Consider the following 18,047-nt stretch of genomic DNA (forward strand, 5'->3'; position numbering starts at 1 on the left):
CCTGCGGGGCGGGGTGAAGATTCGCGATGTGATCCGGACGGTGGGGGACGTACATGCGGCGACCGGTGCGCCGATCCTGTGCATGACCTACTGGAATCCCGTCGACCGCTACGGCGTCGAGCGGTTCGCCGCGGACCTGGCCGCGGTGGGCGGCGCCGGGTGCATCCTGCCGGACCTGCCGGTCGAGGAGTCCGAGGTGTGGCGGAAGGCCGCCGAGCAGCACGGGCTGGCGACGGTGTTCGTGGTCGCGCCGAGCAGCCGGGACGAGCGGCTGGCGAAGATCACGGCGGCGGGCAGCGGTTTCGTCTACGCCGCGTCCCTCATGGGCGTCACCGGAACGAGGGAATCGGTGGGACAGGAGGCGCGCGAGCTGGTCGCGCGCACCCGTGCGACCACCGCGCTGCCGGTGTGCGTGGGGCTCGGGGTGTCGAACCCCGCGCAGGCCGCCGAGGTCGCCGCGTTCGCGGACGGGGTCATCGTGGGGTCGGCCTTTGTGAAGCGCTTGCTGGACGCGGAGACCCCGGAGGCCGGGCTGGACGGCGTGCGCCGGCTCGCGGGTGAGCTGGCGGAGGGCGTTCGCGTCGCTCGTTAGAGGGAATACGGGGCGGAGGGGCTGAGCGGTGCCCCTCCGCCTCGTTAGGCGAGGGCGTGAGCCAGAAAAACCGTCAGGGAAAGCGCAGCGCCCGGGAGCGACTGCAAGAACAGCGCGAGAAGGACAAGGCGCGCGGCAAGCGAAAGCGGACGCTCGGCATGGTCGGGGCGGTGATCGCCGTCCTCGCGGTGGCCGGCGGTGTGGGCGTCTTCGCGACCAAGGCGAACCAGGACTCGGGGAAGTCGGGCAGCTCCGCCGAACCGCCACGGGGCGCGGTGGGCAAGGGCGATCTGGTCGTTCCGGCCGGGAAGCGCGGCGCTCCGGCCACGTTGACCGTGTACGAGGATTTCCGCTGCCCGGGCTGCAAGCAGTTCGAGGACGTCTTCCACAAGACCGTGAACGAGCTGGCGGACCGCGGCCGGATGCGGGTGGAATACCACCTCGTCGCCATCATCGACGGCAACCTGGGCGGCACCGGCTCGGTGCGGGCGGCGAACGCGGCGGCGTGTGCCCAGGACGCGGGGAAGTTCCGGGCGTACCACGATGTGCTGTACCGGCATCAGCCGGAGGAGACCCGGGATACGTACGCGAGGAACGCGAAGCTGATCCGGCTGGCGGACAAGGTCCCGGGGCTGAACACGGCGGCGTTCCGGACGTGTGTCGAGGACGGTCGGCACGATGGGTGGGTCAGGAAGGCCCACACCGACTTCAACCGGTCCGGTTTCGCTTCGACCCCGACCGTATTGCTCGACGGGAAGTCGATTTACGGTCCGGATACCCCGCTGTCGCCCAACAAGCTGAAGCGCATGGTCGCCGCGGCGGCGAGGGGCTGAGACCCGTTATCCACACGTTGTGCCGGGCAGGTTGCCGCATTGACCGCCCGGCACGGTAGCGTCGACCCTGTCATGGAACTCGCTTACATTCCCAGCCCGTCTTCCGGCGTGATCTACCTCGGTCCGATCCCGCTGCGCGGCTACGCGTTCTGCATCATCATCGGCGTCTTCGTTGCCGTCTGGCTCGGTGGGCGGCGCTGGGTCGCCCGCGGCGGCCAGGTCGGCACCGTTGCCGACATCGCCGTGTGGGCGGTGCCCTTCGGACTGGTGGGAGGGCGGCTCTACCACGTCATCACCGACTACCAGCTGTACTTCACGGACGGCAAGAACTGGGTCGACGCCTTCAAGATCTGGCAGGGCGGCCTGGGAATCTGGGGAGCCGTGGCGCTGGGCGCGCTGGGTGCCTGGATCGGCTGCCGCCGCCGGGGGATCCCGCTCCCGGCGTACGCGGACGCCATCGCCCCCGGGATCGCCCTGGCCCAGGCGATCGGCCGCTGGGGAAACTGGTTCAACCAGGAGCTGTACGGCAAGGCGACCACCCTGCCGTGGGCGCTGAAGATCGACGCCGACCCGGACACCGGGCGCGTCGCCGGTACGTACCACCCGACGTTCCTCTACGAGTCGCTGTGGTGCATCGGCGTGGCGCTGCTGGTGATCTGGGCGGACCGCCGCTTCACGCTGGGGCATGGCCGGGCGTTTGCCCTCTATGTGGCCTCGTACACCGTGGGCCGCTTCTGGATCGAGTACCTGCGGGTGGACGACGCCCACCACATCCTGGGCCTGCGGCTCAACGACTGGACGTCGATCGTCGTCTTCGTGGCGGCGGTGGCGTATCTGGTGATCTCCGCGAAGAAGGCCCCGGGCCGCGAAGAGGTCGTCGAGCCCGCGGCGGTGGAGGACGGCGCCGCCGAGGAGGACGGTCCGGCCGAGAAGGACACCGAGGCGAAGGCTCCCGCCGAGGCGAAGGCCACCAAGAAACCCTGACGCCTGCGCCAAGAGGCCGCCGAACCCCTCGGGTTTCGGCGGCCTTTTTACGTTTGTGCAGGTCAGCGCGGTAAGTTCGGCCTTCCTTGCTGGCGGGACAGGGGGTCGCGTGTCTACCTTCGAGCTATTGGGGTGCGGGCGGCAGGTCCGCGCCCGCGAAGGGAGCACGACAACACATGTCCGTCATCGACACCGTTCAGTCACCGCATATCGCCCACCGCGACAACCACACCCACCGCGATGTGAACGGCGGCTGGCTGCGCCCGGCCGTCTTCGGGGCCATGGACGGGCTGGTCTCCAACCTGGCGCTGATGACCGGCGTCGCGGGCGGGGCCGTCGACCGGCAGACCATCGTGATCACCGGGCTGGCGGGGCTCGCCGCCGGTGCGTTCTCGATGGCGGCCGGTGAGTACACCTCCGTCGCGTCCCAGCGCGAGCTGGTCGAGGCCGAGCTGGAGGTCGAGCGGCGGGAGCTGCGCAAGCATCCGGCGGACGAGATGGCGGAGCTGGCGGCGCTGTACGAGTCGCGGGGCGTGAAGCCGAAGCTGGCCCGCGAGGTGGCCGCGCAGCTGTCGAAGGATCCGGAGCAGGCACTGGAGATACACGCCCGCGAGGAGCTGGGCATCGACCCGGACGATCTGCCGTCGCCGCTGGTCGCGGCGGTGTCCTCGTTCGGTTCGTTCGCGCTGGGCGCGCTGCTGCCGGTGCTGCCGTATCTGCTGGGCGCGGTCGCGCTGTGGCCGGCGGTGCTGCTGGCGCTGCTCGGGCTGTTCGCGTGCGGTGCGGTGGTGGCCCGGGTGACGGCCCGGCCGTGGTGGTTCAGCGGGCTGCGGCAGCTCGCGCTGGGCGGGGCGGCGGCGGGTGTGACCTATGCCCTGGGCGTGTTCTTCGGTACGGCCGTAGGCTGACCCCTCATACGAGTAACCGTATAACTACGCTGTTACTCGACGGTTTCGATCCGTTTGCCAGCGGGCATAAAGCCGAAGCGCTCGGGCAGTGTGGCCCGTCTCGCGCCGGGGCGACGGTGGTCGTTTCAGACCCCATCGCCCGACTCGCCCCGTGCAGGGGTGTCCGCATGGTGAAACGGAATATCCACTTCCCGAGAACTGACTCATCATGTAACCTGCACGAAATTCTCGCGGAGGGCCAACGTCGTCCCTCGGCACACGCAAAATGCCATGACGACGACGGGAGAGCCGATGCGTTCCGCATCCCACCCCGCCCGCCAGGGGATGTACGACCCGCGCAATGAGCACGACGCCTGTGGCGTCGGCTTTGTGGCGACCCTCACCGGCGAGGCCAGCCACGAGCTCGTTGAGCAGGCTCTCACCGTGCTACGGAACCTGGAGCACCGTGGGGCCACCGGCTCCGAGCCCGACTCGGGTGACGGCGCGGGCATCCTCGTGCAGGTTCCGGACGCCTTCCTGCGGGACGTGACCGACTTCGATCTTCCCGAGGCCGGTTCGTATGCCGTGGGTATCGGGTTCCTGCCCGAGGCGGCGGGTGACGAGGCCGCGGAGCACATCGAGCGGATCGCCGCCGAGGAGGAGCTGACCGTCCTCGGCTGGCGCGAGGTGCCGGTCGCGCCCGAGCTGCTGGGCAACGGCGCGCGCACCACCATGCCCGCCTTCCGCCAGCTCTTCGTCGCGGACGGCACCAGCAGCGGGCTGGACCTGGATCGCAAGGCGTTCGTGCTGCGCAAGCGCGCCGAGCGCGAGGCCGACGTGTACTTCCCGTCGCTGTCCTCCCGCACCGTGGTGTACAAGGGCATGCTGACCACCGGTCAGCTGGAGCCGTTCTTCCCGGATCTGTCCGACCGCCGTTTCGCCACGGCCATCGCGCTGGTCCACTCCCGGTTCTCCACGAACACCTTCCCGAGCTGGCCGCTGGCCCACCCGTACCGCTTCGTCGCCCACAACGGTGAGATCAACACCGTGCAGGGTAACCGCAACTGGATGCGGGCACGTGAATCCCAGCTGGTCAGCGACCTGTTCGGGGAGAAGGGGCTGGACCGGATCTTCCCGCTCTGTACCCCGGACGCCTCCGACTCCGCGACCTTCGACGAGGTCCTGGAGCTGCTGCACCTCGGCGGCCGCTCGCTGCCGCACTCGGTGCTGATGATGGTCCCCGAGGCGTGGGAGAACCACCCGTCGATGGACCCGGCCCGGCGCGCCTTCTACCAGTACCACTCCACGATGATGGAGCCCTGGGACGGCCCGGCCTGTGTCACCTTCACCGACGGCACCCAGGTCGGCGCCGTGCTCGACCGCAACGGTCTGCGACCGGGGCGCTACTGGGTCACCGACGACGGGCTGGTCGTGCTGTCGTCCGAGGTCGGCGTCCTGGACATCGACCCGGCCAAGGTGGTCCGCAAGGGCCGGCTCCAGCCGGGCCGGATGTTCCTGGTGGACACCGCCGAGCACCGGATCATCGAGGACGACGAGATCAAGGCAGAGCTGGCTACCGAGCAGCCGTACGGCGACTGGCTCGAGGCCGGGCTGATCGACCTGGCGGACCTGCCCGAGCGTGAGCACATCGTGCACACCCACGCCTCGGTCACCCGCCGCCAGCAGACCTTCGGCTACACCGAGGAGGAGCTGCGGGTCCTGCTCGCGCCGATGGCCAAGGCCGGCGCCGAGCCGATCGGCTCGATGGGCACGGACTCGCCGATCGCCGCCCTCTCCGAGCGGCCGCGGCTGCTGTTCGACTACTTCACCCAGCTGTTCGCGCAGGTCACCAACCCGCCGCTGGACGCGATCCGCGAGGAGCTGGTCACCTCGCTGATCTCCTCGCTGGGCCCGCAGGGCAATCTGCTGGAGCCGACCGCGGCCTCCTGCCGCAGCGTCACCCTGCCCTTCCCGGTGATCGACAACGATGAGCTGGCCAAGCTCATCCACATCAACGCCGACGGCGACATGCCGGGCCTGAAGGCCGCCAACCTCTCCGGCCTGTACCGGGTCAGCGGCGGCGGTGACGCGCTCGCCGCGCGGCTGGCCGAGATCTGCGCCGAGGCGGACGCCGCCATCGAGGACGGCGCCCGGCTGATCGTGCTCTCCGACCGGCACTCGGACGCCGAGCACGCGCCGATCCCCTCGCTGCTGCTCACCTCCGCCGTGCACCACCACCTCATCGGTACCAAGCAGCGCACCCAGGTGGGGCTGCTGGTCGAGGCGGGCGACGTGCGCGAGGTGCACCATGTCGCGCTGCTCATCGGCTACGGTGCTGCGGCCGTCAACCCGTACCTGGCGATGGAGTCGGTCGAGGACCTGGTCCGGGCCGGAACGTTCCTGCCCGGCATGGAGTCCGAGACCGCGATCAAGAACCTGATCAAGGCGCTCGGCAAGGGCGTCCTGAAGGTGATGTCCAAGATGGGCATCTCCACCGTGGCCTCCTACCGCGGCGCCCAGGTCTTCGAGGCCGTCGGCCTGGACGAGTCCTTCGTGGACGCCTACTTCCACGGCACCGCCACCAAGATCGGCGGCGCGGGCCTGGACATCGTGGCCAAGGAGGTCGCCGCCCGGCACGCCAAGGCGTACCCGGCCACCGGCATCCCCTCCGCGCACCGCGCGCTGGACATCGGCGGCGAGTACCAGTGGCGCCGCGAGGGCGAGCCGCACCTGTTCGACCCGGAGACGGTCTTCCGGCTCCAGCACTCCACCCGCGCGCGCCGCTACGACATCTTCAAGAAGTACACGGAGCGGGTGAACGAGCAGTCCGAGCGGCTGATGACGCTGCGCGGTCTGTTCTCCTTCAAGGACGGCGAGCGGCCCTCGATCCCGATCGAGGAGGTCGAGCCGGTCAGCGAGATCGTCAAGCGGTTCTCGACCGGCGCCATGTCGTACGGCTCCATCTCCCAGGAGGCGCACGAGACGCTGGCCATCGCCATGAACCAGCTGGGCGGCAAGTCCAACACCGGTGAGGGCGGCGAGGACTCCGACCGGCTGCACGACCCGGCGCGGCGCTCCTCCATCAAGCAGGTCGCCTCCGGCCGCTTCGGTGTGACCAGCGAATACCTGGTCAACTCCGATGACATCCAGATCAAGATGGCGCAGGGCGCCAAGCCCGGCGAGGGCGGCCAGCTGCCCGGCCACAAGGTGTACCCGTGGGTGGCCAAGACCCGGCACTCGACGCCCGGCGTCGGCCTGATCTCCCCGCCGCCGCACCACGACATCTACTCCATCGAGGACCTCGCCCAGCTGATCCACGACCTGAAGAACGCCAACCCGAAGGCGCGCATTCACGTCAAGCTGGTCTCCTTTTGTCGGCGTCGGCACCGTCGCCGCGGGCGTCTCCAAGGCGCACGCCGATGTCGTGCTGATCTCCGGCCACGACGGCGGCACCGGCGCCTCGCCGCTCACCTCGCTCAAGCACGCGGGCGGCCCCTGGGAGCTGGGTCTCGCCGAGACCCAGCAGACGCTGCTGCTCAACGGGCTGCGCGACCGTATCGTCGTGCAGACCGACGGCCAGCTGAAGACCGGCCGCGACGTGGTGATCGCCGCGCTGCTCGGTGCCGAGGAGTTCGGCTTCGCGACCGCGCCGCTGGTCGTCTCCGGCTGCGTGATGATGCGCGTATGCCACCTGGACACCTGCCCGGTCGGCATCGCCACCCAGAACCCGGTGCTGCGCGAGCGCTACAGCGGCCAGGCCGAGTACGTGGTCAACTTCTTCCAGTTCATCGCCGAGGAGGTCCGCGAGCTCCTCGCCGAGCTGGGCTTCCGCACCCTGGACGAGGCCATCGGCCACGCCGAGCTGCTGGACACCGGCCGGGCCGTGCAGCACTGGAAGGCGCAGGGCCTGGACCTCGGCCCGCTGCTGTACGTCCCCGAGCTGCCGGAGGGCGCCGTCCGCCACCAGGTGGTCGAGCAGGACCACGGCCTGGCGAAGGCCCTGGACAACGAGCTGATCAAGCTCGCGGCGGACGCGCTGAACGCGGAGTCCGCCGAGTCCGCCCAGCCGGTCCGCGCCCAGGTCGCGATCCGCAACATCAACCGGACCGTCGGCACCATGCTCGGTCACGAGGTGACGCGGAAGTTCGGCGGCGCGGGCCTGCCGGACGACACCATCGACATCACCTTCACCGGCTCGGCCGGCCAGTCCTTCGGCGCGTTCGCGCCCCGCGGTGTCACGCTGCGGCTGGAGGGCGACGCCAACGACTACGTCGGCAAGGGCCTGTCCGGCGGCCGCGTGATCGTCCGCCCGGACCGGGGCGCCGACCACCTCGCCGAGTACTCGACCATCGCGGGCAACACCCTCGCGTACGGCGCGACCGGCGGCGAGATGTATCTGCGCGGCAAGGTCGGCGAGCGGTTCTGCGTCCGCAACTCGGGCGCGACCGTGGTCTCCGAGGGCGTGGGCGACCACGGCTGCGAGTACATGACCGGCGGCCGGGCCGTCGTCCTCGGCCCGACCGGGCGCAACTTCGCGGCCGGGATGTCCGGTGGCATCGCGTACGTCATCGACCTCGACCCGGACAACGTCAACGTCGACCTCCGCGACGCCGTCGGCGAGCTGGACGACACCGACAAGCAGTGGCTGCACGACGCTGTGCGCCGCCACCAGGAGGAGACCGGTTCCACCGTCGCGGCCGCGCTGCTCGCCGACTGGGACCGCGCCCTCGCCCGCTTCGGCAAGATCATCCCCGCTACGTACCAGGCCGTGCTCGCCGCCAAGGACGCCGCCGAGCGAGCCGGACTCTCCGAGTCCGCGACCCACGAGAAGATGATGGAGGCGGCGACCAATGGCTGACCCCAAGGGCTTCCTGACCACTGACCGCGAGGTCGCGAAGACGCGTCCGGTGGACGAGCGGGTCAAGGACTGGAACGAGGTCTACGTCCCCGGTTCGCTGCTGCCGATCATCAGCAAGCAGGCCGGCCGGTGTATGGACTGCGGCATCCCGTTCTGCCACAACGGCTGTCCGCTCGGAAACCTCATCCCCGAGTGGAACGACTACGCCTACCGCGAGGACTGGCGGGAGGCCAGCGAGCGGCTGCACGCGACCAACAACTTCCCGGAGTTCACCGGGCGGCTGTGCCCCGCCCCGTGTGAGTCGGCGTGTGTCCTCGGCATCAACCAGCCCGCGGTGACCATCAAGAACGTCGAGGTCACCATCATCGACAAGGCGTGGGACTCGGGCGATGTCACCCCGCAGCCCCCCGAGCGGCTCAGCGGCAAGACCGTCGCCGTCATCGGCTCGGGCCCGGCGGGCCTCGCCGCCGCCCAGCAGCTGACCCGCGCCGGACACACGGTCGCCGTGTACGAGCGGGCCGACCGCATCGGCGGGCTGCTGCGCTACGGCATCCCCGAGTTCAAGATGGAGAAGCGCCACATCAACCGCCGCATCGAGCAGATGCGCGCGGAGGGCACCAAGTTCCGCACCGAAACGGAGATCGGGCGCGACATCGACGCCGCCAAGCTGCGCAAGCGATACGACGCGGTCGTCATCGCGGCCGGTGCCACCACCTCCCGCGACCTGCCGGCCCCGGGCCGCGAGCTGAACGGCATCCACTTCGCGATGGAGTACCTGCCGCTCGCCAACAAGGTGCAGGAGGGCGATCTGACGACGCCCCCCATCACCGCCGAGGGCAAGCACGTCGTCGTGATCGGCGGCGGTGACACCGGCGCCGACTGCGTCGGCACCGCCCACCGGCAGGGCGCCGCCTCCGTCACCCAGCTGGAGATCATGCCCAAGCCGGGCGAGGAGCGCGCGCCGGGCCAGCCCTGGCCCACCTTCCCGATGCTCTACAAGGTCACCTCGGCGCACGAGGAGGGCGGCGAGCGGGTCTACTCCGTCTCCACCACCCACTTCGAGGGCGACGAGGACGGCAACGTCCAGTGGCTGCACCTGATCGAGGTGGAGTTCAAGGACGGCAAGCTGGAGCAGAAGCCGGGCACCGAGCGGAAGATCCCGGCCCAGCTGGCACCTGTCATCGGCACCGACCGGGAGAACGGCCTGGTCGAGCAGTTCGCGCCTGGAGCTGGACGAGCGCGGCAACGTGGCGCGCGACGCCGACTTCGCCACCAACGTGGACGGCGTCTTCGTCGCCGGTGACGCGGGCCGCGGCCAGTCGCTGATCGTCTGGGCCATCGCCGAGGGCCGCTCCGCGGCGCGCGGCGTGGATCGCTACCTGGCCGGGGCCAGCGCCCTGCCCGCCCCGATCCGCCCCACCGACCGGGCCCTCATGGTCTGACGGTCCTCAAGTCTCCGCCCGTACAACGGCGTACGGACCGGCCGCGCGGCGCCTTCCCCCACCCGACCGGGGGGAGGCGCCGCGTGGTGTTTCCCGGTTTCCCGATTGACATTCTCCTGGACCCACCGCACCATCATTCCACTAACTGATTAGTGAAAGGGTGGTGAGGGGATGGTCGAGTACCACATCGACCGGCGCAGCGGCGTCGCCACCTATCTCCAGATCGTCCAGCAGACCAAACAGGCGCTGCGGCTCGGCCTGCTCCAGCCCGGCGACCGGCTGCCCACCGCGAAGGCGGTCGTCACGGCCACCGCCGTCAACCCCAACACCGTCCTGAAGGCCTACCGCGAGCTGGAGCGCGAAGGGCTGGTCGAGCCGCGACCGGGCCTCGGCACCTTCGTACGCCGCTCCCTCGCCCGGCCGGAGGCCGCCGCCGACTCACCCCTGCGCGCCGAGCTGGCCGCATGGGCGGACCGGGCCCGCGCCGCCGGACTCGACCGCGAGGACGCCGCCGCGCTCGTCACCTCGGTGCTCGACGAGCGGTTCCGCGACGGCGGTACGGCCGGGGCCACCACAGTTGAGAGCACGAACGGGGAGAACGGGTGACCGACGAGAACGGTGACATCGCGGGAAGCAGTGCTCTGGAGGCGACCGGGCTGGGAAGGAAGTACCGGCGCGGCTGGGCCCTGAGAGACGTCGCCTTCCGGCTGCCCGCCGGGTGTGTCTGCGCCCTCGTCGGACCCAACGGCTCCGGCAAGAGCACCCTGTTGTCCCTCGCCGCCGACCTGCTGGCCCCCACCACCGGCATCCTCCGCATCTTCGGCCACGCCCCCTCGGCGCCCGAGGCACGTGCCCGCATCGCCTTCGTCGCCCAGGACAAGCCGCTGTACCCGCGGTTCACCGTCGCCGACACCCTGCGCCTGGGCCGCGAACTCAATCCCCGCTGGGACCAGCGGGCCGCCGAACGGGTCGTGGCCGAGGCCGACGTACCGCTGGCCGCCCGCGTCGGCTCGCTCTCCGGCGGCCAGCGCACCTGTGTCGCCCTGGCCCTCGCCCTCGGCAAACGGGCCGAACTGCTGCTGCTCGACGAGCCGATGTCCGACCAGGACCCGCTGCGCCGCCGCCGCATGATGGGCGCCCTGATGGCCGAGGCCGCCGAACACGGCACCACCGTCGTCATCTCCACCCATGTGCTCGCCGAACTCGACGGCGTCTGCGACCATCTGCTGCTCATCGGCGACGGCCGGATCCGGCTGGCGGGCGAGAGCGACGCCATCCAGTCCGCCCACCGCCTGATCACCGGCGCCCGCGACGGCCTCGACCCGGGGGCGGGCGGCCATACGGTGGTCGAACGGCGTACGACGGGCCGTCAGCTCACCGCCCTGGTCCGGTCCGCGACCGCCCCGGTCGGGGACGGCTGGATCGTCCGCGAACCCTCCCTGGAGGACGTCCTCCTCGGCTATCTGCGCTCGCCCGACGCCCCGCCGCTGATCACCGCGGGCGCCCGCGCCTCGTCGCGGGATGTGGTCCGGTGACCGCCCGTACCGTCCTCACCGAGGGAGCGACCGGAGTGTTATGGCTGGTCCGGCGGCAGCAGCGCGCCTTCCTGTGGACCTTCGCCGCGCTGGTCGTGGCCCTCGCCGGATACATCGTGTGGCAGCGCGTCGAGATGGTCGGCTATCTGCGCGACCACGGCATCGACGGCTGCGCGGACTGGCGGACGTACTGCCGCGGCAAGCGGATATCCGACCCCGTGCGGGGCTCGGGCCCGCTGGCCGACGCGTACTTCCACGTCTACGACGTCTACCGGCCCCGCCTGCTCGACACCGGACGGCTGCTCCTCGCGCTGCCCGTGGTGGCCGGGGTCTTCGTCGGCGCGCCGCTGATCGCGCGGGAGCTGGAGAGCGGTACGTACCGGCTGGTGTGGACCCAGTCCGTCTCCCGGACCCGCTGGCTCGCCGCCCGCCTCGCCCTCCCCACCGCCGCCCTCGTCGTCGGCACCGCGATCCTGGCCGCCCTCTACACCTGGTGGTGGCGGACCGCCCGTGCCATCACCCTCACCGACGTGGCCTGGGGCACCAGCGTGCCGTTCGACGCGTCCGGTCCCGCGCTGGTGTCCCTCACGGTGCTCTGCTTCCTGCTCGGCGTGGCGCTCGGGCTGGTGATCCGCCGGACCCTGCCCGCCATGGCGGCGACCCTGGCCGCCACGGCCGGCGTGAGGTACGGACTGGGCGTGCTGCGGCCGCGTCTGATGCCCACGCGGACCCTGGTCTCAGCCGCCGACGGCGACTTCGGCGCCATCCCGCGGCACGTCTTCTCCACCTCCTGGCGCGGCATGAGTAACGGCTATCTCACCCGGTCCGGAGGAAAGATCCCGTGGGACCGCTGCTCGTCTGCCGACAGCGCGGACGCCACGGAACGCTGCTTCACCCGGCTCGGCTCCACCGGAAGGGCCTACGAGGACATCCACCCCGCGAGCCACTTCTGGCCCCTCCAGTGGATCGAGGCCGGGATCTGTCTCGCCGCGGCCCTCGCCCTCGCCGCCTTCTGCGCCCGGTGGATCCGGCGGCGGCCCACCGGAAGGGCGGCGGCATGAGCGGCACCGTCACCGAAACCACCAGCACCACCCGCGGTCTGCTGTGGCTGGCCTGGCGGCGGCACCGGGCCGCCCTGACCGCCGGGGGAGCGCTGCTCCTCGCCCTCGCCGGATACGTCCTGTACCAGCGCGCGGGCATGGTCGCCCTGCTGCACGACCGGAACATCGCGGGCTGCCGCATCTGGCAGAACCCCTGCAACGGCATGCGGTTCGCACCCCACGACGCCCCGAGCCCGCTGCGTGACGCGTACGAACGCCTCGACGCCCACCGCCCACCGCTGCTGGTGACCGGATGGCTGCTGCTCGCGGTCCCCGTCCTCATCGGCACCTTCGTCGGCGCCCCGCTGCTCGCGCGCGAACTGGAGAGCGGTACGTACAAGATGGTGTGGTCCCAGTCGGCGAGCCGGACCCGCTGGCTCGCCGCGCTGCTCGGCGTCCCGCTCACCGCCGCCGTCGCGGGCACGACGGCCCTCTCCGCGCTCTTCACCTGGTGGTGGTGGCCCGCGCGCGACCAGTTCGCCCACCTCGACCGGTACGCCACCGTGCCCTTCGACGCCGTGGGACCGGCCGCCGTCGCGCTGACCGTGCTGTCCTTCTTCCTCGGCGCGGCGCTCGGACTGCTCATCGCGCGCACCCTGCCCGCCATGGCCGCCACGCTCGCCGTCACCGCCGGACTCCTCACCGCCCTGGGCGCGCTGCGCCCGCACCCGCGTGACGGGGGATTCTGGTGGGTGCAGTGGACCCAGGCCGGACTGTGCCTGGCCCTGGCCGCCGCGCTCGCCGCCTTCTGCGTCCGGCGGATCCGGCGGCGGCCCGTATGAGCCAGGTCCGCAGCCAGGTCCGCACGCTCACCGCGCCCGCCGCGCCGCGCGCCCGGATGGCCCCGCCCGCCGCCCGGCGGCCGCGCCCCGCTCTCCGGCCCGCCGCCGTCGCCCTGGCCCCGGCCGTGCTGACGCTCCGCGCTCGGGCTGTGGGGGATCCGCCGCGGGAACAGCATGTGGCGGACGAGTCGACGACGTATCAGATCGCCCACCGCGACCTCCCCGAGATCGTCCGGCTGCTCGGCGAGGCCGATGTCGCACACGGCCTCTACTACCTGCTCATGCACGCCGTGTTCGCCCTCTGGGACGGCGGGCTGCTCGCGCTGCGGCTGCCGTCGGTGCTGGCGATGGCGACCGCGGCCGCTGGGGTGGGACTGCTCGGGCACCGGCTGGCCGGTCCCCGGGCCGGGCTCGCCGCCGGGCTGGTCTTCCCGCTGGCCCCGGCGGTGCAGCGGTACGCGCAGGAGGGCCGCTCGTACGCCCTGGTCTGCGCCGCCGTCATCGCGGCGACCCATCTGCTGCTGAGCGCGGTGGCCAGGCCCCGCAGGCGGACCTGGACGGCGTACGCGGCGGTCGCGGCGCTGGCCTGTCTGCTGCACGAGTTCGCGGTCCTGGCCGTCCTCGCCCACGGGGTCGCGCTCCACCGGGCCCGGGTGCCCGCGGCACTCGGCTGGGCGTGGGGCCGGGCGGCCGCCGTAGTGGCCGTCGTCCTGTCCCCGCTGGTGATCGTCAGCCAGCAGCAGGCCGCCCTGGTCGGCTGGATCTCCCGCCCCGGCCTGCCGGACCTGCTCGGCTTCGGCGCGCTCGCGCTGATCGGGCTCGGCTGCGCCCGGGCGCCGCTGCCCTCCCGGGGCCCGCTGCCGCTGCGCGCGGTCGCGCTGCCGCTGCTGCTGGTGCCCCCGGCGACGCTGCTCGCGGTGTCGTACGTCCATCCGCTCTACGTCGACCGCTATGTGCTGTACGCGTACGTCGGCCTCGCGCTGCTGCTGGGCGCGGCGCTCGAACGGCTGGCGCGCACTCGGCGGGTGGTGGCCGGGGGCCTCGCGGTGCTGTCCGTGGCCGCCCTGCTGCCGTACTCGGTGCAGCTGCGCACCCCGCAGAGCAGGATCGACGACCCCCTCGCGGCCGCCCGTACCGTACGGGAGCTGACCCGGCCAGGCGACGGGGTGCTCTTCCTGCCCGCCCGCCGCCGCGAGCCGATCATGTCCAGCCCGGGGGACTTCCGGGGGTTACGGGAACTGGCCCTGGCCCGGCACGCGATCCCCTCGGGCACCCTGCACGGCATCGAACTGCCCGCACCGTCCATCCGTGCCCGGATGCTGACGGCCGGGCGGATCGTCACGGTGAACGACCCGCCCGGGCAGCCGCTGGACGACACCCCGCAGGAGCGGATGAAGCGCGCGGTGCTGACGCGGTACTTCCACCGATGTGCCGTCAGGGACGTCACCGGCATGCGCATCGTGCTCTACGCGCGCCCCGGGCGCTGCTGAGCACTCACCCCTCGGGGGAGTCCTCCACCAGCCGGGCGGGAAAGCCGCCGGTGGCGACCGGGCCCCAGCGCTCGGGCGTGACCCGGATCAGCGACTTGCCCTGCTTGCGCATGGCCGAGCGGTACTCGTCCCAGTCCGGGTGCTCACCGGCGATGTTGCGGTAGTACTCGACCAGCGGTTCGACCGAGTCGGGGGTGTCGATCACCTCGGCGGTGCCGTCGATCTGCACCCACGGTCCGTTCCACTCGTCGGACAGCACGATCAGGCTGACGGCCGCCTCGCGCTTGGCGTTGCGGACCTTGGCGCGCTCGGGGTAGGTGGACATGACGATACGGCCCGAGTCGTCGACGCCGCAGGTCAGCGGGGACGCCTGCGGGGACCCGTCGGAGCGGCGGGTCATCAGGATGGCGCGGTGCCGCGGGCGGACGAACTCCAGCAGCTCGTCCAGGGCGACACGGGTGTTGGTGGCGATGGAGGGGCTCATGCACGCGAGGGTACGACGTGGAGTGCGCTCGAACGCCGCCCCGTCCCCTCAGTGTCCCGTCAGGTGTCGCACTCCAGGACCGTACGGCACAGTCCGCACCGCGCCCGCAGCCTGCCGCGCACCGGGAGCCGGATGCGCTGGCGGCACGTAGGACAGGGGAATGACACGCTGAGCGGCGGGCCGCCCTCGAAGACGTAGTCGCCCCCGGTGGGGGAGGGGTGGCCGGACTGCGCCGAACGGCGGTCCTTGGCGTACCGGCGGCGTCCGGTCCACCCGGCCGCGGCGAGCGGTGGCTGCCGTTCGTCGCGCTCGGCCAGCTCCAGCCCCTTGGCGTATGCCTCGTACGCCTGCGGGCTGGTGAACCACGGCGACGGGTCCTCGTCGAAGAGCCGGGCCCGCTTGGCGAGGACGTAGCCGAACTCCTCCGGCGTCAGATAGCCCAGCTTCTGGCTGGTGACCGCGTCCTGGCGGTACGCGTCGAGCAGCAGCCAGCCGGTGCCGAGGTAGGCGGCGGTGGTGTCGGTGAGGATCTCGTTGTCGCGGGTGCCGGAGAAGGCCAGATCGAGCCGGTGCAGATACACATGGGTGACCTCGTGGGCGAGGGCCGCCCCGATGTCGCGGCGGTGGGTCTTGAAGCGGGAGTTCAGCTCGATGAAGTACTCCGGCCCGGCGGCCAGCTCCACGTTCCCCGCGTGCCGCATCTCGCGGAAGCTCACGATCATCCGGGCGTCCGGCAGCCGCATGTGCTGCACCATCACCCGGGCCACCCGCTGGACGCCGAGGTGGAGGTCGTCCTGGTCGGAGAAGGCCACGTCGCCGGGGACAACGCTGAGCCCGAAGGTGTCCACCGTGTCGCGCGACAGCCGCCGGTAGAGCGCGGTGAGCGAGGCCCGGACCATGTCCAGGTGCGGATAGCCGTGTTCGATGTCGCTGCCCGGTGCCGCCACGTGCTCACTGTACGGGCGGCCGGGCCCGGTGGCGCGGAGGCCGCGCGGGGCCGGGGCGGCGACGACGCGCGGGAGGCCGCGGGGCGGGGGCGGCGGTGCGCGGCTGACGGGGCGGGCGCGTAGCTGACGGGGCGTCTACTTGGCCGGAAAGCGACCCTTGCCAGGCTGTTCACGGACTTCACATAATCGCAGGGCATTCGCAGGTCTCGTCATTTGACGTGGGCCTGACATTTTTGCGCAACCCCCCACGAAAGGACTTCCGTTGCGAAACGCACTGAAGCACCTGAAGAGATCCGCGGCCCTCGGCGCGGTCGCCCTCGCCGCGTTCAGCCTCACGCCGGGCACCGCGACAGCCCAGCCCACCGGCCCCGAGCCCGGCCCCTCCGTCGTCGGCGGCACCCGCGCCGCCCAGGGTGAGTTCCCCTTCATGGTCCGCCTCTCCATGGGCTGTGGCGGCGCGCTCTACTCCCCGACCCTCGTGCTCACCGCCGCCCACTGTGTGAACGGCAGCGGCGCCAACACCTCCATCACCGCCACCGCGGGCGTCGTCGACCTCCAGAGCTCCAGCGCCACCAAGGTCAAGTCCACCCGGGTGCTCCAGGCCCCCGGCTACAACGGCACCGGCAAGGATTGGGCCCTCATCAAGCTCGCCCAGCCCATCAACCAGCCCACCCTGAAGATCGCCGAGACCACGGCGTACAACAAGGGCGACTTCACCGTCGCCGGGTGGGGCGCCGCCACCGAAGGCGGCAGCCAGCAGCGCTACCTGCTCAAGGCCACCGTGCCGTTCGTCGACGACGCCACCTGCAAGTCGGCGTACAGCGAACTCGTCGCCGGTGAGGAGATCTGCGCCGGCAAGATGTCCACCGGCGGCGTCGACACCTGCCAGGGCGACTCCGGCGGCCCGATGTTCCGCAAGGACGACGCCGGGGCGTGGATCCAGGTCGGCATCGTCAGCTGGGGCGAGGGCTGTGCCCGTCCCGGCAAGCCCGGTGTCTACACCGAGGTGAGCACCTTCGCCCAGAACATCAAGACCGCGGCGGCCCAGCTCGGCGGCTGACCCCCGGCACCCGCACCACGGTAGGAACGGACCCGGCGCGGCAGTGCGCGCCGGGTCCGCGTCACGTCCGCCGCGTCATGTCCGCCGCGTCACGTCCGGGTGCTCACATCCGGCCGTAGCGGATGCGGAAAATCCCCGCGCCGAAGGGAACCCCGTCTCGCGTTTCCGGCTCCTCCACGGTGGAGGCGCTGCTACCGGGGGCAGACCTCCCCGAGAGGCCGCCCCGTCCCCTTCACAACCCCCCACCGGGGGCGGGGCGGTCCCGGGGCCGAGGGCCCGGCCCCGCTGGCATAGGGTCGGGGGCCATGACGCACCGCGAGACCGACCCCGCCGACCGCCCCGGCCAGCCGGCCCCGACCAGCACGACCCACGAGGCCGACGACGCCGTACGCGCGGAGCTGGTCCGGCTGCGCGAGAGCATCGACAACATCGACGCGGCCGTGGTCCACATGCTCGCCGAGCGCTTCAAGTGCACCCAGCAGGTCGGCCACCTCAAGGCCGCCCACAAACTCCCCCCGGCCGACCCCGCCCCGCGAGGCCCGCCAGATCACCCGGCTGCGCGAACTGGCGGAAAACGCCAAACTCGATCCCCGCTTTCGCCGAGAAGCTGCTCAACTTCATCATCGCCGAGGTCATCCGGCATCACGAGACGATCGCGCGCTCCTGAGCCCTCCGTAGCCCCCGCCCATCGGGCGTACGGCACGGGCGTACGGTACGGGCGCACAACCAGTGGTGCGCCCCCACGTACGCCCGCGCCCGGCAGACTCCGAACTCCCGTGTGCCGCCTACCGCGGGTAGGGCAGCATGTCCCCATGTCCGTACTGACGCGCGAGGACGCGCAGCTCCGAGCCCGCCGCATCGAGGTCCACCGCTACACGATCGACCTCGACCTCACCCGCGGCGACGAACACTTCGGCTCCACCACGACCATCCGGTTCAGCGCCCGCGAGGACGGCGCGGACACCTTCGTGGAGCTGAACCCCGCCGCCCTGCACCGGGCGGTGCTCGACGGACACGACCTCGCGCTCGACCCCGCCGAGATCATCGCCGACG

13 protein-coding genes and 3 pseudogenes are annotated in these 18,047 nt (G+C 71.6%); 14 read left to right on the forward strand and 2 right to left on the reverse strand.

What is annotated here, in order from left to right; all coding sequences use genetic code 11:
- The 11 genes and pseudogenes from trpA to SSOG_RS33685 form a co-directional block, all read left to right on the forward strand.
- Positions 1-592, forward strand: a 592-nt coding sequence (gene trpA, locus SSOG_RS47755; protein ID WP_039939297.1) for a tryptophan synthase subunit alpha, incomplete at its 5' end; no start/stop codon positions are given.
- A gap of 56 nt (positions 593-648) precedes the next feature.
- The gene (locus SSOG_RS33640) at positions 649-1,425 is read left to right on the forward strand and encodes a DsbA family protein (protein WP_009718727.1); all 777 of its coding nucleotides are present in this window, start codon (positions 649-651) and stop codon (positions 1,423-1,425) included.
- Positions 1,426-1,497: 72 nt separating this feature from the next.
- Positions 1,498-2,409, forward strand: a complete 912-nt coding sequence (gene lgt, locus SSOG_RS33645) for a prolipoprotein diacylglyceryl transferase (RefSeq protein ID WP_009718728.1) — start codon at positions 1,498-1,500, stop codon at positions 2,407-2,409.
- Positions 2,410-2,585: 176 nt separating this feature from the next.
- Entirely contained in the window at positions 2,586-3,317 is a 732-nt protein-coding gene (locus tag SSOG_RS33650) for a VIT1/CCC1 transporter family protein (RefSeq protein ID WP_009718729.1), read from the forward strand.
- A 291-nt stretch (positions 3,318-3,608) separates the two neighbouring features.
- Positions 3,609-8,154, forward strand: a pseudogene (gene gltB / locus SSOG_RS33655) (glutamate synthase large subunit).
- A pseudogene (locus SSOG_RS33660) lies at positions 8,147-9,596 on the forward strand (glutamate synthase subunit beta). Before gltB ends, SSOG_RS33660 begins: the two co-directional pseudogenes overlap by 8 nt.
- 171 nt (positions 9,597-9,767) lie before the next feature.
- Positions 9,768-10,202, forward strand: a complete 435-nt coding sequence (locus tag SSOG_RS33665) for a GntR family transcriptional regulator (RefSeq protein ID WP_009718732.1) — start codon at positions 9,768-9,770, stop codon at positions 10,200-10,202.
- The gene (locus tag SSOG_RS33670) at positions 10,199-11,131 is read left to right on the forward strand and encodes an ATP-binding cassette domain-containing protein (RefSeq protein ID WP_009718733.1); all 933 of its coding nucleotides are present in this window, start codon (positions 10,199-10,201) and stop codon (positions 11,129-11,131) included. Before SSOG_RS33665 ends, SSOG_RS33670 begins: the two co-directional genes overlap by 4 nt.
- Positions 11,128-12,192 (forward strand): translation initiation factor IF-2, encoded by a 1,065-nt coding sequence (locus SSOG_RS33675; RefSeq protein WP_009718734.1) that lies wholly within the window; start codon positions 11,128-11,130, stop codon positions 12,190-12,192. Before SSOG_RS33670 ends, SSOG_RS33675 begins: the two co-directional genes overlap by 4 nt.
- A complete protein-coding gene (locus SSOG_RS33680) occupies positions 12,189-13,013 on the forward strand; it encodes an ABC transporter permease (protein ID WP_009718735.1) in 825 nt (274 codons plus the stop codon). Before SSOG_RS33675 ends, SSOG_RS33680 begins: the two co-directional genes overlap by 4 nt.
- Positions 13,010-14,503: a glycosyltransferase family 39 protein gene (locus SSOG_RS33685; RefSeq protein WP_245606437.1), complete on the forward strand. Its 1,494-nt coding sequence runs from the start codon at positions 13,010-13,012 to the stop codon at positions 14,501-14,503. The genes SSOG_RS33680 and SSOG_RS33685 overlap by 4 nt, the downstream gene beginning before the upstream one ends.
- 4 nt (positions 14,504-14,507) lie before the next feature.
- Here SSOG_RS33685 and SSOG_RS33690 read toward each other — a convergent pair whose 3' ends face one another.
- Together SSOG_RS33690 and SSOG_RS33695 are read right to left on the reverse strand one after the other, a co-directional pair.
- Positions 14,508-14,987: a PPOX class F420-dependent oxidoreductase gene (locus tag SSOG_RS33690; RefSeq protein WP_009718737.1), complete on the reverse strand. Its 480-nt coding sequence runs from the start codon at positions 14,985-14,987 to the stop codon at positions 14,508-14,510.
- Positions 14,988-15,046: 59 nt separating this feature from the next.
- Positions 15,047-15,934, reverse strand: coding sequence for a hypothetical protein (locus tag SSOG_RS33695; RefSeq protein WP_009718738.1), 888 nt, complete (start codon positions 15,932-15,934; stop codon positions 15,047-15,049).
- 262 nt (positions 15,935-16,196) lie between these two features.
- Here SSOG_RS33695 and SSOG_RS33700 point away from each other — a divergent pair, with 262 nt between their 5' ends.
- The 3 genes and pseudogenes from SSOG_RS33700 to SSOG_RS54170 all read left to right on the forward strand — a co-directional run.
- A complete protein-coding gene (locus SSOG_RS33700; RefSeq protein ID WP_039939298.1) occupies positions 16,197-16,994 on the forward strand; it encodes a S1 family peptidase in 798 nt (265 codons plus the stop codon).
- A gap of 305 nt (positions 16,995-17,299) precedes the next feature.
- Positions 17,300-17,661: pseudogene (locus SSOG_RS54165) on the forward strand (chorismate mutase).
- 145 nt (positions 17,662-17,806) lie between these two features.
- The coding region (locus tag SSOG_RS54170) for an aminopeptidase (protein ID WP_009718741.1) at positions 17,807-18,047 on the forward strand (241 nt) is incomplete at its 3' end.

The organism is Streptomyces himastatinicus ATCC 53653 (genome assembly GCF_000158915.1).
GTDB classification, from domain to species: domain Bacteria; phylum Actinomycetota; class Actinomycetes; order Streptomycetales; family Streptomycetaceae; genus Streptomyces; species Streptomyces himastatinicus.

Bases quoted from the DNA above. Each gene is read 5' to 3' on its own strand.
- lgt (WP_009718728.1), top strand. From the start codon at position 1,498: ATGGAACTCGCTTACATTCCCAGCCCGTCTTCCGGCGTGATCTACCTC.
- SSOG_RS33650 (WP_009718729.1), top strand. From the start codon at position 2,586: ATGTCCGTCATCGACACCGTTCAGTCACCGCATATCGCCCACCGCGAC.
- SSOG_RS33665 (WP_009718732.1), top strand. From the start codon at position 9,768: ATGGTCGAGTACCACATCGACCGGCGCAGCGGCGTCGCCACCTATCTC.
- SSOG_RS33680 (WP_009718735.1), top strand. From the start codon at position 12,189: ATGAGCGGCACCGTCACCGAAACCACCAGCACCACCCGCGGTCTGCTG.
- SSOG_RS33685 (WP_245606437.1), top strand. From the start codon at position 13,010: ATGAGCCAGGTCCGCAGCCAGGTCCGCACGCTCACCGCGCCCGCCGCG.
- SSOG_RS33690 (WP_009718737.1), bottom strand. From the start codon at position 14,987: ATGAGCCCCTCCATCGCCACCAACACCCGTGTCGCCCTGGACGAGCTG.